The sequence below is a fragment of the Streptomyces sp. NPDC005799 genome (assembly GCF_040630525.1).
Classification (GTDB): Bacteria; Actinomycetota; Actinomycetes; order Streptomycetales; family Streptomycetaceae; genus Streptomyces; species Streptomyces griseorubiginosus_B.
Genome location: NZ_JBEXXQ010000032.1, coordinates 107,682 through 123,995 on the forward strand (window position 1 = coordinate 107,682; position 16,314 = coordinate 123,995).

The 16,314-nt window shown below is 67.1% G+C and carries 15 protein-coding genes and 1 pseudogene; 8 read left to right on the forward strand and 8 right to left on the reverse strand.

Annotation, left to right across the window (positions count from 1 at the left end):
- Positions 1-125: 125 nt before the first annotated feature.
- The gene (locus ABZ453_RS29085; protein ID WP_359019295.1) at positions 126-2,777 is read right to left on the reverse strand and encodes an RICIN domain-containing protein; all 2,652 of its coding nucleotides are present in this window, start codon (positions 2,775-2,777) and stop codon (positions 126-128) included.
- Positions 2,778-3,264: 487 nt separating this feature from the next.
- Between ABZ453_RS29085 and ABZ453_RS29090 the strand changes: the two genes are divergently transcribed.
- The 3 genes from ABZ453_RS29090 to ABZ453_RS29100 all read left to right on the forward strand — a co-directional run bounded on the left by ABZ453_RS29090 (position 3,265) and on the right by ABZ453_RS29100 (position 4,929).
- The gene (locus tag ABZ453_RS29090) at positions 3,265-3,486 is read left to right on the forward strand and encodes a type II toxin-antitoxin system VapB family antitoxin (protein ID WP_180989643.1); all 222 of its coding nucleotides are present in this window, start codon (positions 3,265-3,267) and stop codon (positions 3,484-3,486) included.
- On the forward strand, positions 3,483-3,893 hold the full coding sequence (locus ABZ453_RS29095; RefSeq protein WP_359019298.1) for a PIN domain-containing protein: 411 nt from the start codon (positions 3,483-3,485) through the stop codon (positions 3,891-3,893). Before ABZ453_RS29090 ends, ABZ453_RS29095 begins: the two co-directional genes overlap by 4 nt.
- A gap of 331 nt (positions 3,894-4,224) precedes the next feature.
- A complete protein-coding gene (locus tag ABZ453_RS29100) occupies positions 4,225-4,929 on the forward strand; it encodes a hypothetical protein (protein ID WP_359019300.1) in 705 nt (234 codons plus the stop codon).
- A 6-nt stretch (positions 4,930-4,935) separates the two neighbouring features.
- Here the strand turns inward: ABZ453_RS29100 and ABZ453_RS29105 are convergent, their stop codons facing one another.
- On the reverse strand, positions 4,936-5,166 hold the full coding sequence (locus tag ABZ453_RS29105; protein WP_359019302.1) for a hypothetical protein: 231 nt from the start codon (positions 5,164-5,166) through the stop codon (positions 4,936-4,938).
- 113 nt (positions 5,167-5,279) lie between these two features.
- Here ABZ453_RS29105 and ABZ453_RS29110 point away from each other — a divergent pair, with 113 nt between their 5' ends.
- Positions 5,280-7,244: a protein kinase gene (locus ABZ453_RS29110; protein WP_359019304.1), complete on the forward strand. Its 1,965-nt coding sequence runs from the start codon at positions 5,280-5,282 to the stop codon at positions 7,242-7,244.
- 135 nt (positions 7,245-7,379) lie between these two features.
- Here the strand turns inward: ABZ453_RS29110 and ABZ453_RS29115 are convergent, their stop codons facing one another.
- Entirely contained in the window at positions 7,380-7,694 is a 315-nt protein-coding gene (locus ABZ453_RS29115; protein ID WP_359019306.1) for a hypothetical protein, read from the reverse strand.
- Here ABZ453_RS29115 and ABZ453_RS29120 point away from each other — a divergent pair.
- Positions 7,693-8,007, forward strand: coding sequence for a DUF4232 domain-containing protein (locus ABZ453_RS29120; RefSeq protein WP_359019308.1), 315 nt, complete (start codon positions 7,693-7,695; stop codon positions 8,005-8,007). The genes ABZ453_RS29115 and ABZ453_RS29120 overlap by 2 nt on opposite strands.
- A gap of 191 nt (positions 8,008-8,198) precedes the next feature.
- Here ABZ453_RS29120 and ABZ453_RS29125 read toward each other — a convergent pair whose 3' ends face one another.
- Entirely contained in the window at positions 8,199-9,002 is an 804-nt protein-coding gene (locus ABZ453_RS29125) for an SDR family NAD(P)-dependent oxidoreductase (protein WP_359019309.1), read from the reverse strand.
- A 139-nt stretch (positions 9,003-9,141) separates the two neighbouring features.
- On the opposite strand from ABZ453_RS29125, the gene ABZ453_RS29130 reads away from it, so the two are divergent.
- Entirely contained in the window at positions 9,142-10,050 is a 909-nt protein-coding gene (locus tag ABZ453_RS29130; protein ID WP_359019311.1) for a LysR family transcriptional regulator, read from the forward strand.
- A gap of 76 nt (positions 10,051-10,126) precedes the next feature.
- Here ABZ453_RS29130 and ABZ453_RS29135 read toward each other — a convergent pair whose 3' ends face one another.
- Positions 10,127-10,669 (reverse strand): hypothetical protein, encoded by a 543-nt coding sequence (locus ABZ453_RS29135; protein WP_359019312.1) that lies wholly within the window; start codon positions 10,667-10,669, stop codon positions 10,127-10,129.
- A 646-nt stretch (positions 10,670-11,315) separates the two neighbouring features.
- On the opposite strand from ABZ453_RS29135, the gene ABZ453_RS29140 reads away from it, so the two are divergent.
- Positions 11,316-11,678, forward strand: coding sequence for a hypothetical protein (locus tag ABZ453_RS29140; RefSeq protein WP_359019314.1), 363 nt, complete (start codon positions 11,316-11,318; stop codon positions 11,676-11,678).
- 211 nt (positions 11,679-11,889) lie between these two features.
- Entirely contained in the window at positions 11,890-12,396 is a 507-nt protein-coding gene (locus ABZ453_RS29145; protein ID WP_359019316.1) for a hypothetical protein, read from the forward strand.
- A gap of 429 nt (positions 12,397-12,825) precedes the next feature.
- Here the strand turns inward: ABZ453_RS29145 and ABZ453_RS29150 are convergent, their stop codons facing one another.
- The 3 genes and pseudogenes from ABZ453_RS29150 to ABZ453_RS29160 form a co-directional block, all read right to left on the reverse strand.
- Positions 12,826-13,662 carry a hypothetical protein gene (locus ABZ453_RS29150; RefSeq protein WP_359019318.1) on the reverse strand — a complete coding sequence of 279 codons (837 nt, stop codon included), beginning with the start codon at positions 13,660-13,662 and terminating at the stop codon, positions 12,826-12,828.
- A gap of 343 nt (positions 13,663-14,005) precedes the next feature.
- Positions 14,006-15,049, reverse strand: coding sequence for an IS630 family transposase (locus ABZ453_RS29155; protein ID WP_359019320.1), 1,044 nt, complete (start codon positions 15,047-15,049; stop codon positions 14,006-14,008).
- A gap of 418 nt (positions 15,050-15,467) precedes the next feature.
- Positions 15,468-16,220, reverse strand: a pseudogene (locus ABZ453_RS29160) (IS256 family transposase); the annotation flags it as partial.
- Positions 16,221-16,314: the final 94 nt, after the last annotated feature.

Genomic DNA, 16,314 nt, shown 5'->3' on the forward strand with positions numbered 1-16,314 from the left:
ACAACGCTGAGTGGTCCGAGAGGCCGAAAAGGTTGCCGCGAAGAGCCACGGAATCTTTTTCGTTCACCGGACCCGGAAGCGGGGCCGCAGGCCGTTGTGGCTGCGGCCCCGCTCGGGCGTCGGGGTCAGGACGGGTCGCCGTACTGGAGGCCGCGTCCGTTGGTACCGATGTAGACGCGCCCGTAGGTGTCGGGGTCGCCGGTGATGACGCCGATGCTGCCGATGGCGCCCCACTGGTGGGCGTCGTCGTTGACGCGGAGCCAGGTGGTGCCCTTGTCGGTGGAGCGGAAGACTCCGGTGACGTTGTCGACGGTGCCGATCAGGTAGAGGGCCTGGTAGTCGGCGCCGGGTGCGGCCTTGCCGAAGCCGAGGGCGGCGGCGGACTGCACCGTCTTGAGTGTGGTGAAGGTGCGCCCGCCGTCGGTGGAGTGCAGCAGCCCGTTGCCGCCGCCGGCGATCCACAGGTCCCCGGCGATACCGGGGACGGCCGCGAGCCGGCCCGAGGGCAGGTTGCCGACGCGGGCGGTGAAGGTCGCGCCGCCGTCGGTGCTGGCGTAGAGCGTGCCGCTGACCAGGGAGTAGAAGGTGTTGGCCGAGGAGCGGTCGGCGACGACCACGGCGTCGGTACCCAGGCCGCTGACCTTGGACCAGCTCGCTCCCTTGTCGGTCGAGCGGTACGGGGCCTGGCCTGATTCGGCCCAGACGATGGTGGAGCCGTCCGCGGAAAGGGCGACATGACCGCTGTTCGCGCTGGGGACCGGTTCCGCGGTGAAGCCGTTCCAGCTGCTGCCGCCGTCGGTGGAGTAGGCGCCGTCCTGCGCGCCGCCGGTGCCGACGCGAACCATCACCGAGGGGGCCGACTGGGCGAAGTCGATGTCGGTGCTGCTGCTCATCAGCGGGTTCTTCATCCGTCCGGCGGGCACCTCGGTCAGGGAGTCGTGGCGGAAGCCGCCCTGGTCGCCCATGGAGGTGATGACGGTGGCGCCGCCGGGAGGGGCGATCGCGTCCGCCAGCGAGGTCTCCTCCAGCCCCCGGGCCCCGGAGGTCCAGTGGCTGGTACCGCCGCTGTCGGATGCGTTGGCGTCCTTGCTGCCCCAGATGCCGTTGCCGGTGCCGTACAGCACGTGCCCGGAGTCGAAGGGATCGATGGCCAGCGCGGTCATCCAGTGCCCGATGCCGGTACCGACGTAAGGAGCGCCGGAGGCGTCCCGCACCGACTTGTCGGCCAGTGCCTTCCAGGTCGTGCCGCCGTCGGTGGTTCGGTAGACCTCGTCCTGGGGCCACCAGCGGTCGAGGGTGGTGACCATCACCGTGGACGGCTTCTGTGCGTCGACGGCGAGACCGGAGAACCCGTAACCGCCCTGGGAGGGGGAGATGTTCTTCCACGCGCCGCCGGCCGGGGTGTACTTCCACACCGAGCCCGCCGTCGCGTCCATGGGGCCGATGCTGTTGCTGTAGGCCAGGTACAGCGAACCGTCACCGGAGACCACGCCGTGCTGCGGCATCTGGCCGGTGGGCTGCCCGGAAACCGCCTGCCAGCTGCTGCCGCCGTCGGTCGAACGGTACAAAGGCGTGGACATGTCGTTGACGCCGACGTAGACCGTGTTGCTGCCGGCCGGGCCGTATGTCACGAAGGAGATGCCCGCGCCGCTGCTCGCCCCGTCCTTGACGGGGAACGCCGAGACCTGACTCCATGTCGCGCCGTAGTCGGTGCTGCGCCACAGGCCGTTCTTGCGGGTGCCCAGCAGCAGGGTGGCGTGGTTCGCGGGGTCGATCACGAGCCGTTCGCCCGCCCCGCGGCCGGGTTCGTTGCCGCCCAGCTTGAACGGCAGATCGGTGCGCTGGAAGGTACGGCCCTGGTCGGTGGAGCGCAGGATCGCGCCGTTGCCGGCCCACTCGTTGGTGTAGGTGCCCGTCGCGAGGTAGAGCCGGTTGGGGTCGACGGGGTCCGTGGCCAGCGCGTCGATGCCCAGCAGGTTCCAGTCCTTCTCGCCGAGCCAGTCGGTCAGCGGGATCCACTGCTCGGCCGCGGTGTCCCAGCGGTAGGCGCCGCCCATGTCGGTGCGCGCGTACAGCAGGCCCTTCTCCTTCGGATTGAACACCAGCCCGGTGACGTAACCGCCGCCCACCACCTGGGCGTTCTTCCACACATACGCTCCGGCCGCGGCCGTGGTCTGAGTGCTGCCGGTCCCGGACGCCTGGGTCTCGGCCGTCTGCACCAGCTTCCACTGCTGGTTGGTGCCGCCGTGGCTCGGATACTGGATGATCGGCGCGCCCTGGGCCGTGGAGCCTCCGGAGACGTCCAGGACCTGGCCGCTCCTGCGGGAGGTGAAAGTGACGGCGTCGGAACCGCTCACATCGTCGATCCGCCACTCCTGGGAGGTGGAGGAGCTGTCGGTCTGCTGCTCGGCGGCGGCCGCCTGGGCGGTCGAACCGCCCGCTATGCCCAGCACCTTGCCACTGTTGCGGTTCACCAGTTCGTAGTAGCCGTCCCCGGTGGGTCTCAGCTTCCACTGCTGGTTGGCGGTGTTCTGGTCGGTCCACTGCTGGATGCGGGTGCCGTCGGCGGTGGAGAAGCCGTTGACATCCATCACCTTGCCACTGCGTACGGAAACCAGCCGGTAGTAGGCATTGCCGTCGATCGTCGCGGCCTGCGAGTCCTCCTGCGAGAACAGGAGATACGGCACGACGATGGCGGGTACGCCGAGCAGCAGAGCGGTGGCGGTCCAGCGACGGCGGTGACGCCCGCGGCGTCCGCCGGTCGTGGGGTTGTTCATGGGGAGGTGTTCTCCTTGCATGCCGTTCACCAGAAGAGGAGTGGATCCAGGCACGGGGGATGACCGGATCCGACTCCTGGTGGTCACAGACTCCGCACAGGGTTGCCGCGAACGGGGAACTTTTTCCGTTCACCTCGTGTGCGGTAGGCGTTGATCAGCGTCCGGGGTGGCGTTGGTGGATCCGGGTTCGCGGCAAGAGATCACCGCGCACAGCAAAAAGGCCCGGGTCGATGACCTGGGCCTTCCCCATGGAGCGGGTGACGAGAATCGAACTCGCGCTCTCAGCTGGGGAAGCGACGGCGCATGAGCGGGCGAATGGCCGCTGACCTGCGCGGATTCTTCGTGTCGGCACCGCTGCGCGGGCTTGTACGCACTGCTGTTGACCGTTTCCGTGGCGATTGCACATTCGGCGTTCAGATGTGGCGTCGCCAATGTTGGTGCCATACTCTTCTATGTACATCACCAACATTGCGTAGGAGGTGCTCGTATGTCTGTGACCCAGATCGACATCGATGATGACGCCCTGGAGCGTGCCATGGCTCTGGCCAAGGTCAGGACCAAGAAGGAGGCGGTCAACCTGGCTCTGCACTTCTACGCCGAACAGCAGGAGCGTGCGGCGCGCATCAGCCGTCACTTCGAGCGTGCGCGTGAGTGGGGTGCCGTCGAGGACGCCGAGCGCCTGCACCGGGCGGAGAAGCACAGCCGGTGATCTACTTGCTCGACACCTCCGGCCTGGTCCGGCTGCTCCGCGAACCAAAACTGCAGTCGGCCTGGTACGACGCGATCGACGCCGGTGCCATCGCATCCTGCTACGTGCAGCGAACCGAGTTCCTGTACAGCGCCCGGAACGGCCGTGAGTACGACGAGATCGCGGAGATGTTCACCGACCTCTATCCCGACGTGTCGGTGCCGAAGAACGCGGGGCGTTGGATCAGCGCGGTGCAACACCGTATGGCCCAGGCCGGGGAGCATCGCAGCGCCTCGGCGGTGGACCTCGTCATCGCCGCCACCGCCGCCCACCACGGCCTGGCTGTCCTCCACGACGATGCCGACTACCAGGCCGTCGCCCGGCACGCAACCGATCTGCTCGAGCAGAATGTCCACGACATCACCTGAGGTGCTTCCCCCACAGGTTGTGGACGGGAACTTGCGAAGTCCGGCCATCGGGGCCTGAATTCAGTCCTCGATGTCAGAAGTCTTCTGACTCATAGCTCTGCAGAGATCGGCCATTGAGACGGAGCGCAACTCAGATGACTGCGAGTTTCGGTTGAGTCGAACCGGGGTGGGACGGACACCGAGTTCGACCGGCGCTCAACCACCCGCTGCCCGAGTTCCCGGCCTTCCGCATGGGCCGCACGATCGTGCGCACCGAACCTTACGCCCGCTGCCCAACCTGCGACAATGGAAGGGCACTGACACGCCGTGGAGGGGGGACCCGATTCAATCGGTGCTTGAGAACATTGCCATCGGCCTGGTGACCAGCCTACTCGGTGGTGGGTTCGTGTGGTTGTGGGAGCGGGCCAGGCGGACCCGGGAGGTGAACAAGAGGGCGGACTTCTTCGGCGTCCGGCCCGGGCAGACATGCCTTGTTGTGCTGGGCAACAAGCACAACTCGCCCGGGACCGCGACCTATCGAGACGTCCGGGCCGCCGTGGAGCTGGCTCTGCTTGCGGGCGAGCTGGGCTGTGACGTCCTCGTCGAGTCAGGAGAATTCCGTGGCAGCAACGGTGATCGTACCGAGTTCTGCGTGGGCGGTCCGGTGGGAGGTGCCAACATTCGTACAGGGGGACACCTGGCCGCTTATCTTCCCGGTGTCACCCTTCACCCATACAACGCTGCGAACCGGGACTCGGTCGCCATCGAAGTCGGTGGTGAGAAGTATCTGTTTGACCGGGGCAACCAGGAGTATGTGCTCGTCGCGAAGTTCATCCCCGCAGAGTCGCGCAAACCGGTGTTCCTTGTCTGCGGGCAGAGTTCTACGGCGAACCTGGCCGCCATCCACTTCCTACGGCGTGAGTTCGCGCAGGTCGCTGGGCAGATTTCCTCGATCGATCGGTTCTGCGTTCTGATCAGGGTCTCCGGCATCGGCACCTACGAGCATCATCGTGCGGCACTGGAACGGGATGTGTCCGCTGCCGCGTTCGTGCGGTGAGGCGGCTCATTTCCGCGAGATCTCGCCGAGGACCGCGGCGGCGGCCCGGTCCCAGCGCACCCGCCGGGCCAGATCGTCGCGGAGTTCCGCCGCCTGCTGGAACGCACTGACCCGGTCGCGCAGCTTGCGCTCGATGTCGCGGGCCCAGGTCTCCGCGTCTGTCTCGACGTCACCCGACACCTCGACGACGAACGAACTCGCTTGCTCGTCCCCAAGCTTCTCGCGCAGCAGCGGCACGCGGTTGAATCGAACACTAACTCGCCTTTATCGAAAGGACGTTGCGATAGTCTCCACGCTGACCGACGTCAGTCGCGCACGTCGCACATGTCACGCGAGAGACCGGGATTCCCATGTCTGTCCCCCACCACAACCGGTCCAGCGCGCTCGCCTACGCGGCGGCCGGCATGGAGCCCCCGCCTCCGGTCCCGCTCAAGAAGACCGACCCCATTCGGGTCGGCCCGTATGTCCTGATGTCGATGCTCGGCAGCGGGGGGATGGGCCGGGTCTATCTGGGCCAGGACACGACCGGCGGGTCGGGCCTGGCGGCGGTCAAGGTGATCCGGCCCGAATACGCGGAGGACCCTCAGTTCCGGAAGCGTTTCGAGCGGGAGGTCGGCGCGCTGGACCGCGTCCAGGGGGCGCACATCGTACGGCTGCTCGGCAGCGGTTGCGACGAGGACCTGGTCTGGGTGGCCACCGAGTACGTCCCCGGGCCGACACTCGCCGAACTCGTCGACGCGCGGGGGCCGATCGACGCGCAGGCCGCCTGGCGGCTGCTGGCCGACATGGGGCGTGCGGTCGAGGCCATCTGGCGCGCGGGGATCGTCCACCGCGACCTCAAGCCGTCCAATGTGATCCTGGCCGCCGACGGCGCCCGCGTCATCGACTTCGGTGTCGTCCAGGCCACCGACGGCACCTCGATCACCGTCACCGGCCAGAACGTGGGAACCCCCGCCTTCATGTCCCCGGAGCAGGTCAGGGGCAAGGAGGTGACCGCGGCCTCCGACATCTTCGCGCTGGCCTCCGCCCTCGCCTACGCCGTCACGGGGCAGGCTCCGTTCGGCGAGGGCACCGGTGTCGACGTCCTGCACCGGGTCGCCTTCGAACCACCGAAGGAGGAGGTCCTCGAGAAGGCGGCGGCCGTAGACACGGAACTGGCCGCGTTCATCCGCACCTGCCTGGACAAGGAACCCGAATCGCGCCCTTCACCGGAGACGGTGTTCCGCACCGCCATCGGGCACCAGTTCCCCGCGCCGACCGAGCGGCCGTCACGGTCCGCGCCGGAAAAGGCACCCCTCCTCGATGGACGACCCATGGCCGCCCCCAAGCCACCCGCGGACCCTCCCGCCGGCTCCGCCGCCTCCGAGTCCCCTGCCACCCCCGCTCGCGGGAGGCGCAGGAAGCTGATCGTGGGCGCAGCCGCCGCAGTGGGTGCCGCGGTCGCCACGGCCGTCGCCGTGGCACTGCTGCCGCAAAGCCACTCCTCTACGACGGCCGCTCCCGGGCCGGACACGTCGGCGACCGTGACGGACAACCGGGCCTCCACGCCCAGCAGTTCACACAAGGCGCCGACGTCCTCCCCGTCGCAGGCGGACCAGGCGGCAAAACAGTCGCCGAGTGCGGCGGCAACGAAGGACCCCACCACAGTGGGTTCCGGGACACCGGACCTCCGCACCGCCGCTTGCCGCGCCGAGCTCGCGTCGGGAGCGACCGGCGCCTGCGTCAAGGCCCTGCAACTCCTCCTCGGCGGCCATGGCCTCTACGCCCCGGTCAGCGGGGACTTCGACGCCGCGACCGTCGCTGCGGTCAGGGCCTTCCAGACCGAGGCAGGTCTCACCGTCGACGGCAAGGTCGACGCGCAGACCAAGAAGCTCCTGTACGCCCTGCCCCGCGGAACCGTCCGGGCCGGCTCGGTCACGGTGACCGAGGGCGTCAACGCCACCTCGGTCGCCCGGTGTCTCGACAACCGTGGCTCGGACGTCCAGGTGTGGGGGTGCAACGGCACGGCCGCCCAGAAGTGGGCCCTGTACCGCGTGGCCGGCCAGGGCTCCCAGTATCGCGTGGTCAATCAGGGCAGCCATCTCTGCCTGGACGCCGACGCCGGCACGACCGGCCAGAACGGCCAGGAGGTACAGGCCGCGAGCTGTGACGGGCTGAGCGCCCAGACGTGGCAGCTGGGCGGCGGCGGAACGCTGGTCAGCGTCCCGGACGGCTTCTGTCTGGACGCGGAAGCCTCCACTTCCGGGCAGGACGGTCAGCCGGTACAGGGCTGGGGATGTGCGGGCAGCGTCAACCAGGTGTGGCACTGGTCCTGACGGCTCCGCCGAGGGGGACACGACGTCGCCCCTCCTCCTCATCGGCGTCATGGCGCGGGCACGCCCCCCGCGTGGATCGTGATGGGGGCTTCCTCAACTCGGCAGCTGACACCGGCGCTCCGCTGCTGGTCCGACTCAACCCCAGGCGGCGCCCCGCAATGCTGGCCACCCTGCCGACGGATCCTGGGTCAGCGCCCTCATCATCGCTGCCGCCGGCCTCTCGCTGACCGCGTGCGGCAGCAGCGACGGATCGAGCGCTTCCGCCAACACCAGCGCGTCCACCGCCGCGAGCAGCTCCACCGGCGCGAGCAGTTCCACCACCGGCGGCACCTCCACCGGCGGCCAGGGCTCGACCTGGGGTTCCTCCTCGTCCGGCTCCACCGGCACCAGCGGCTCCGGCAAGGGCAGCGAACTCTCCGCCAAGACCCAGTCCTCGACGTCGAGCTCCATGTGCAAGACCGACCATCTCGCCTTCAGCGCCTCCTCCACCGGGACCAAGAACGGGATAGTCGTCAACCTGAAGAACACCGGTTCCAAGAAGTGCAGCATGCACGGTTTCCCGGGCGTCCAGCTGGTGGGCCCCGATGGACTGGGCGACACCGGGCCCGACGCCGCCCGCACCGACGCCTCGGCGTCCACCGTCACCATCGGACCCGGCGAGGAGACTCGCTTCGTGCTCCGCTACATCCCGGACACCAGCGGCTCCGGCAAGAAGTACACCCGGCTCTCACCCCGCCCAACGAGAAGGTCTCGGAGATCGTGAATCTCAACGGTCTCTCCTTCACCATCTCCGCGTCCAGCGGCAACGCTCCGGACGTCTACGTCGACCCGGTCGGCTACCACGTCGGCTCCGGCAAGTAGGCCCAGCAGCCACGTACCAAGGCGTACCTGCCGGCTTGTGCCGTGCTGTTGGAGTCCGCATGACCGCCCACCGCCGACACCCGGCGCTGCCGCTTAACCGAACGCGGCCAGGGAGACCGGCTGCCACTGGCGCCAGGTGCTCAGACGCTCCTCGTAGAGGCCGGCGACATTGGTGAAGGACTTGCCCAGGAAGATCCTCAGTGGGGGCCGTTCCGCATCGACGATCCGAAGAATCGCGTCGCGGGTCGCGCGCGGGTCGCCCACCTCGAAATCCGGCGCGGTGGCCGAGTGGACCTCGGTGTAGTCCGGGTGCCGTTCACTGTGCCGTGCCCCGCGAGCCAGCCAGTCGGTGGCATAGGGGCCGGGCTCGACGTTGGTGATATGGATGCCGAAGGCTGCCACTTCTTGCGCCAGGGACTCCGACAGCCCCTCAAGAGCCCATTTGGAGGCGTGGTACGCACCGATGCCGGGGAATGCGCGTACGCCTCCCTCGCTGGTCACTTGCAGGATCCTTCCCGATCGCTGCGACCGCATGAAGGGCAGCACGGCCTGCGTGACCCAGATCGCGCCGAAGAAGTTGGTCTCCATCTGGGCCCGGAGCTCGTCCTCGGTCACCTCCTCGACCATGCCGAAATGCCCGTAGCCGGCGTTGTTGACCGCGATATCCAGCGAACCGAAATGCGCGTGGGCGAGCTGCACCGCCTCATGCACCGCGGCGCGGTCCGTGACGTCGAGCCGGACCGGCAATACCGCGTCCCCGTACCGCTCGACCAGAGGAGTCAGCAGGCTGACGTCCCGAGCCGTCGCCGCCACGTGATCGCCGCGTTCGAGCGCCGCTTCCGCCCACTCGCGGCCGAACCCCCTCGAACTGCCCGTGATGAACCACGTCTTCGCCATGGCTGGTGCTCCCCTTGCGTGAATTGCCGTGCGTGAATTGCTTGCCGTTGCTCCTCCAGCGTGCTGCTGATCCAGGTATTCCACCAGCGAAGGTCTTGCATAAGAGACATGCGGTTCAGGAATGTGCCAGGATGACGGCATGGCGGACTTCACCCTCACCGGTCTGCGCGTCGTCCAGGCAGTGGTCGACACCGGATCGTTCACCGCCGCGGCCGACGCACTCGGATACACGCAGTCAGCGGTGTCGCGTCAGGTGGCGGCGATGGAAGCCGCCGCGGGCGCACCGCTGTTCGTCCGGGGAGCCCGCGGGGTGGCCCCCTCTCCCGCAGGCATGATGCTCGTCCGCCGAGCCACTACGGCCCTCAACGAGATCGACGCCGTCAGCACGGACCTCGCCGGACTTCAGGACCACGTCACCGGACGAGTCGCCATCGCGGCGTTCCCCTCGGCCGCCGCCGTGCTCGTCCCCAGGACACTGGCCCGCCTTGGAAACGACCACCCGGGTCTGATCGTCGAGTTCGGCGAGGCGTCCTCACCCACGCAGCTTCGCCAACTCCGCGCTCACCGCATCGATGTCGCGGTGATCGGCGTGGGACCGGACCTGCCCGCCTACGATTTCGAGGGACTTCGCCGCGACCTGCTCCTCGACGGCGGCCTTCTGCTCGCCGTCCCTGCCAACCACCGGTTCGCCGGCCGCAAAACCATCCCGGTGACCGAGCTGAGGGACGAACCCTGGATCGTCGGTAAGGGCCTGCGTGACGACCCTCAGTTCGGCGCCTGGCCGACCCTCGACCATCCGCGGATCGCCTACGCCGCCCGCGAATGGCCCACTCGCCTCGGCCTTGTCGCCACCGGTCTCGGCATCGCCGTACTCCCCGAAGTAGCCGCTGCCGTGGTCCCCACCGGAGTCCGCGTCGTCCAGGTCGACGACCCCGCCTGGCTCGGCCGGGCCATCGTCGCCGTCACGGTCCGCGACCCCTCTCCCGAGGTGACGGCCACCGTGGGGGCACTGCGCCACGAGGCCGCACAGCTTCGTGCGGCGCCATGACGCTCACTCGTGGCGGCAGTGAACGGTCTTGTGCAGCAGGTGCCTGTCCAGGGCGGTAAGCATCTCCGTGCTGTAGTTACGGGTCCTGCCGGCCCAATGCCCCTACCTCCGCGGCCAGTTCGCCGATGACATCGGCGTCCTTCACGCCGTACCACTCCTGGTAGGCGCGGTCGAGGCAGGTTCGTGTGCTGGTGAGGTCCCGGCGCGGCGGAGAGGAGTGGAACCGGGCGGCGGTCAGCCACAGCCGGCCGGAGAGGGCGTGGTCTGCGGCGATACGGGCGACGACGGCGCGTACCTCGATCCAGTGCGTGGCCTCGGTGGACTTGGCGCCGTGGACGCGGACGGCCTCGTTCTCCGGCCCTCTTACGGTGGTCTCGACCGCTCTGAAGCGTCCCCTGTGCGCTTCACGCCACAGGAAGGCGTGGATGTCGCCACCGGGTATGTGGTTCAGGGCGAGGAGTGGATGCTGCGGGAAGGCGATCAGACCATGTACCTCGCTGGTGGCGTCCATGTCCGCGACGGTGTCCGTCGGATGCTTGCGGGCCGCGCGCTCGAATTCCTTCGCGATCTCTCGCCGCATATTCTCGATGGCCTGCTTGTTGATCTCGAACCCGGCCATGCGGGGCCTCCCGTCGTCGGGGACATCAAGAAGCCTGATGAGCACCCCTGACAACGCGGCTCCCGAACAGGCGGCGGGGCCCCGCGGAGAGCCGAAAGCGGCCGCGTCGGCTCCGATCAGGCATCGCGTGCCGTGGTCTGCACGTAGTTGCCGCGAACTGCAGCTTTACGTAAGCGGCTTCGCTGGCGCAGTCCACAGCAGTGGCGCAGGTCACTCAAAATCTGTCTCGCCATTTGAGACGCCTGGGAGTGGAGTCACTCAAAGTGGCCGCCGAACGCCCCTGAGGTGCCCCGTTGAGCTCGACGTAGGGCACGCGAAGGCGCGCCACCCTCAAATTGGCCTAGACAACAAACAAACCCCAGGTCGCCGACCTGGGGTTTCATCATGGAGCGGGTGACGAGAATCGAACTCGCGCTCTCAGCTTGGGAAGCTTGGGTCTTCTGTCGGCAGTTGCTGCATCAGCCTGCGGCGGAGCGCCCCTGGGGCCTTACTGGCTGGCGCCCTGGTCCCCGTCATTCCCCGTGGTTCCCTGCACGATCTGGCACGGTTCTGGCACGACCTCTTCGTCCGCTCTTAGAAGTACGGGGCGGTGCCTGGCCGGTACGATGCGCAGGCTGAGCAGTGTTCACGCGGTGGGGGAGGGACAGTGAGGATCAAGGATCCGGAGTACCCGGGAGCGGTCGAAGCGGCCGTGGAGATCCTGCGGAAGCGGGCCCGGCAGGGACAGACCATCACGTACGGGGAGCTGAGCGCCGAGTTGGCGGCACAGGGCTTCGACTCCATCCCGCCTCACCGCGGAGTCATGACCTACCTGCTCAAGGATGTCTGCCTCCACCGCAACGAAGACGGACGAGCAGCGATGCTCTCGGCGATCGTGGTGAACAAGGCCAGCCGGGAGCCATCCGACCAGTTCTCCGGCCTTGCCCGAAGCCTGCCCTTCTCCCGGCCGGCTAACTGGAGCTGGCGGGACGAGCAACAGCAGGTGTTCGCTCAGTGCCGCGAGGATTGACGTCGGTCCTCGACACCCGCTTTAGGAGTTCAATCTGAACCCGCTCGGGCGTCGGCCGTCGGCTGATGCGGGGGCCAGACAAGGGTGCTGGTGTACGCCCCCATCCGGCGTCGTTGATGTCAGCCGTGGATGTCAGAAGCCTTCCGCTGGTTGTGGCTTGCATCTTTGGACGTAAGCTGCGAGCCAAGGGGCATCGGTGAGGCGTGGCGTAATGATTCGGGGCCTGCGGTTCGGCCTACTGGTCGGAGGAGTCTGCGCGCTGGGCTGGGGCGCCGTGTGGACGGCCAGCGTGATGGTCGCGGCGGTGCTGGGGCACTGGCACGACGTGCCTTCGGTTCTCGTCTCTGAAGTGATCCTCGCGGGCGGCAGTCTGTTCGCGGGTGTGGTGCTGGGTCTGTTGCTCGGTGCGACGCTGGCGGTCGCACCTGACTGGCTGACTTCTCGGGGGCTGCTTCGCCGGCTTCTGGCGGGACTTGTTGCCGGAACACTCTTCCTCGGCGAGGTCCTGGTGAGCATGGAAGGCGGCATTCTGCCGGTGCTGTCGATGATCTTGTGTATGCCGGTGGTTGGCGCGGTAGCGGCTGCGTGCAGTGGTGACATCGCGGGAAGCAGCCGCCGACATGCCTGGTTGTGGCCGGGCACGCTTCTGCGGGCTGATGTGCGAGCACTCGCCTGGCGCGGCAAGGTCCGCGCCGTGGTTGAACTGCTGTGGAACTGACACCTACCGCCCCGGAAACCCGTCCACCTCCGACGCGGGCCCGAGAGGGCGGCGACGCTCCATGGGACTGCCGCCTGTCGCTCATCCTGGAACCACTCGACCAGCAATGACACGAGCACAGCAGGGATCCCTATGGGAGCCGAAGCGGACCCCGACGCAGTACTGAGGGTATACCGAAGGGCCCCAACAGGTTATTTTGTTGGGGCCCTCCGAGGTCGGACGGTTTTCCGGATCAACGTACGGCTGAAATTTCCCCTGCCCCCGAGGTGACGCTCACCGAGGCGGGCGCGCCGAACGCATAGAAGAGCGCCGCTGCAACCAACACCGCAATGACCGTGACGACGACTCGTCGGCCAGAAAGCACCCAGGCAAGAATTCCTACCCCTACTATAATGACCCAGAAAACCATGCCCGTCCTCTTTTCTTAGCTCAAATATCCCAGGTGTAGAAGTAATTGCCGTCTGCGTGCTCGTAGAGGTGAACCTGCGGGTACTTATGCTGTGTGACGCTGATATGGTAGGGTGAGTAACTGAATTGGCCCTTACGCCAGGTCTTCAGGCCCCCGCGCGAACTACCGTGCCACGAGTACAGGGACGGCCCCTTCGTGCCAGTCAGGTCCGGCCCGGCCCAGGACCAGCCGAGTAGCTCGGCCCAATCGTAGACCTTGTGGGTGATCGTCGGCTCCGCCTCGTGACTGGTGATCGCCCCCCCGCGGTAGCAGTAGTGTTCTGAGACGGTGTAGTACCAGAGTGTGTCGTGAGTGACGTTCTGCAACTTGACTGTCGCATTGTGGCTTGTGCACTGCCCGGGAGGGCCGGCGGTATCTGGCGTATTCATTGAGCCGTCGTCAGGCGTGACGGTCTCAGCCTGCATCACCTCGGCGGCCCCAGGAGCCGCTGCCGCCTGATCCGCCGCTGAAACCTCCGGCTGCGTTTCCGGGTCAACCTTGGCGTCGGTGTCAGACGTCACAACCACGAGCGACTTTTCCACGGGATATGCAACCCATGACCCGTTCGTCAAGAGCGCGTCGATGTTGGCTTCGGTCTCGCCGTTCGCCTTGGCGGCATTCATGAACTTTATCGTCTCGCCCCAAGCGGGTGCGTCCGTAAGTGAAACAGGTGCCGCCTGATGCGCCGACAGAAGCGCCTGCATGTGGACGTGGCGGATCTCCTGCTGAACATCAGTCGCACTGGCCGTGCCGGTTATGTTCGCTGAAATCGCTACCGTCAGTGCGGCAGTGCACGCCAGGTATTTAGCCTTGCGCATTTACCCCCCCCGGGAATGAACGGCTTTGTAATCGTCGAGTGGAATCGAAAGATAACCATAGTTGACTCTGGCATGACAGATCTCTTGAGGTAGATCTGAGGTTCTTTGCTGGGGTTTTGCTGTTTCGTGGCGGCCCTTGCCGGATTGCGGCCGATGACTGCCCAACTTCGTGAGCCTCATGGAAGTGCAGGTTTCGAGGCCATCACTTTTGCCCACCGAGCACGTCACCGCCCGCACCGCCTTCCTGGCGGTGGGAGGCCTGCTCTCCGCCATCGCTTCGGCAATCGTTCCTGTTGTGACAGGAAGCTGACACCTCCCCTATTGATCCGAAACTCAAAGGGTTCTATTCGAGGATGTAGCGGACGTGTCGGCCGCCGAAGTAGCCGCGGACGATGTGCGGCTGGCGTTGACGGCGGTGGAAGAACCTGCGGGTCTCGGCAGCGAGTTGGGCCTGGTCTCGGGCCCGGCTGTGCATCGGAAGGCTCCGTTTGAGGTCGGCGTTAACCAGCTCGTCGGGGTTCACCTCCGGCGAGTACGACGGCAGGAAGTGCAGTTCGATGCGGTCGGGGTGGTCGGCGAGCCAGGCGCGGACCTTGCGGGATCGGTGTGCGGAGTGGCCGTCCACGACGAGGTGCACCTTGCGGTCGAAGTGGCCGACGAGCCGGTCCAGGAAGCGGCACATCACGTCGGCGTCGAAGGTCTCGGTGAACACCATGAAGTGCATCCGGCCCTTGGTGCTGATCGCGGACATCGCGTTCACCGAGAACCGGTTGCCCGAGCGGCGCACGATCGGGGTGCATCCCTTGGCGCCCCAGGTGCGGCCGGTGACCTGGTCGGAACGGATGCCGACCTGGTCGGCGAAGAGCACCTCACCACTCTCGGCCTTCGCCTTCGCCCGGATCGCCGGCCAGGTCTCCTCCCGCCAGACGCGGACCGCTTCCGGGTCCTGCTCGACGGCTCGCTTGTCCGGGCGTTGGAAGGACAGGCCCCAGCGGCGCAGGTACTTGCCCACCCCCTGCTCGGTCAGCCGCACCCGGTACAGCTTCGCGATCAGGTTCCCCACTCCCGCCCGCGTCCACAGCTGACCCGCAAGGCCCAGGTCACAGGGGCGGTGATCCAGAACGGCCTGCCGGAGCGCCTGCTGCTCCACCTCGCCCAGGAGCTGATGCTCGCCGACCCGACGCCCGCGCGGCTGGGCCACGAGGGCCTCGCGCCCACCAGCCAGCCATTTCGCCCACCAGTTGTCCACGGCCTTGAGCGAGACCTGGAACACCGCAGCCACATCCTCGCGAGTCCGGCCCGCCACCAACGCGGCCACCGCCCGCAGCCGAAGAGCCTCCTGCGCCGACGGCGACAACTGCCGTGCGTCCCCCACCAGTTCACTCACGCAGGGAACAACGACCCAGAACACCTACCGTTTCGGATCAATAACCCACCAACCCAGCTCCCATCCCGTCCGCCGTCGACCCACACACCGTGGAGCGGGCGTGGTTCATGGCGTCCAGGTGGAGCGCGCCACTGTACGAACGACCTGGACGCCATGGGCCGCGTCTGCTCGGCTCTGCCTGGGTCGACGGTGGACGGGATGGGAGCACCCCGCGCACGCCACTACGGGCCCGCGGTCGCGAACGGCGCCCCCTCCATCCCGGTGCCGGCCGATCCCCCCCCGCCGGAGGCATCGTTCTGACCGTGGCCTTGCCCGTATCGGTTTCTACTCAGGGCCGTAACTTGCTTGCGGCCCCAGGGGCACGACCCCGGCGCCGTAGGCGGGTGTGTCAACTTAACGGCTGATCTTGGTTGTTGGGTTATCGCTGGTCGGTGGGGGTCAGGCGGCCATCGAAGGCGATCTGGAAGGCGTTCAGGGGTGCCTTCCAGCGCATCGTCCAGCGGCGGCCGCCCTTGCCGGTCGGGTCCAGGCTCATCAGTGCCATGTAGACGCACTTCAACGCGGCGGCCTCTGTGGGGAAGTGGCCGCGGGCCCGAACCGCCTTGCGGATCCGCGCGTTCACACTCTCAATCGCGTTCGTGCTGCAGATGACCTTGCGGATCTCGACGTCGAAGGACAAGAAGGGCACCATCTCGGCCCAGGCGTCGGACCACAGCTTGATCACGGCCGGATACTTGGTGCCCCACTTCTCCGAGAACTCCAGGAACCGTTCAGTGGCGGCGGCCTCGCTGGGAGCGGTGTAGACGGGCTTGAGATCCTTGGCCACCTTGTCCCAGTCCTGGCGGGCGCAGTAGCGGATGCTGTTGCGAATCAAGTGAACGATGCACGTCTGGACGACCGTGCGGGGCCAGACCGTCTCGACCGCGTCCGGCAGGCCCTTCAGCCCGTCGCAGACGAGCATGAGTACATCTTCAACTCCGCGATTCTTCAGCTCGGTGAAGACCTGGAGCCAGTGCTTGGCGCCCTCGCCGCCGTCACCGGCCCAGATCCCGAGAATGTCCCGGGTGCCCTCGACCGTGACGGCCATCGCAACGTAGATGGGCCGGTTGGCGACCTTGCCATCGCGAATCTTCACGTTGATGGCGTCCACGAAGACGACCGGGTAGACGCGGCGGTTTCCAGTGATGGTTGCGAATCATCTGGATTGCAGTGCTATGCCCCAGTCTCGCATAGCCTCGTCCGGGGTGCGGTCGCCGAGGACCATT

Coding starts and splice junctions, on each gene's coding strand:
- ABZ453_RS29085 (WP_359019295.1), bottom strand. CDS start 2,777: ATGAACAACCCCACGACCGGCGGACGCCGCGGGCGTCACCGCCGTCGC.
- ABZ453_RS29090 (WP_180989643.1), top strand. CDS start 3,265: ATGTCTGTGACCCAGATCGACATCGATGATGACGCCCTGGAGCGTGCC.
- ABZ453_RS29110 (WP_359019304.1), top strand. CDS start 5,280: ATGTCTGTCCCCCACCACAACCGGTCCAGCGCGCTCGCCTACGCGGCG.
- ABZ453_RS29120 (WP_359019308.1), top strand. CDS start 7,693: ATGTGCAAGACCGACCATCTCGCCTTCAGCGCCTCCTCCACCGGGACC.
- ABZ453_RS29115 (WP_359019306.1), bottom strand. CDS start 7,694: ATGGAGCTCGACGTCGAGGACTGGGTCTTGGCGGAGAGTTCGCTGCCC.
- ABZ453_RS29125 (WP_359019309.1), bottom strand. CDS start 9,002: ATGGCGAAGACGTGGTTCATCACGGGCAGTTCGAGGGGGTTCGGCCGC.
- ABZ453_RS29130 (WP_359019311.1), top strand. CDS start 9,142: ATGGCGGACTTCACCCTCACCGGTCTGCGCGTCGTCCAGGCAGTGGTC.
- ABZ453_RS29135 (WP_359019312.1), bottom strand. CDS start 10,669: ATGGCCGGGTTCGAGATCAACAAGCAGGCCATCGAGAATATGCGGCGA.
- ABZ453_RS29145 (WP_359019316.1), top strand. CDS start 11,890: ATGATTCGGGGCCTGCGGTTCGGCCTACTGGTCGGAGGAGTCTGCGCG.
- ABZ453_RS29150 (WP_359019318.1), bottom strand. CDS start 13,662: ATGCGCAAGGCTAAATACCTGGCGTGCACTGCCGCACTGACGGTAGCG.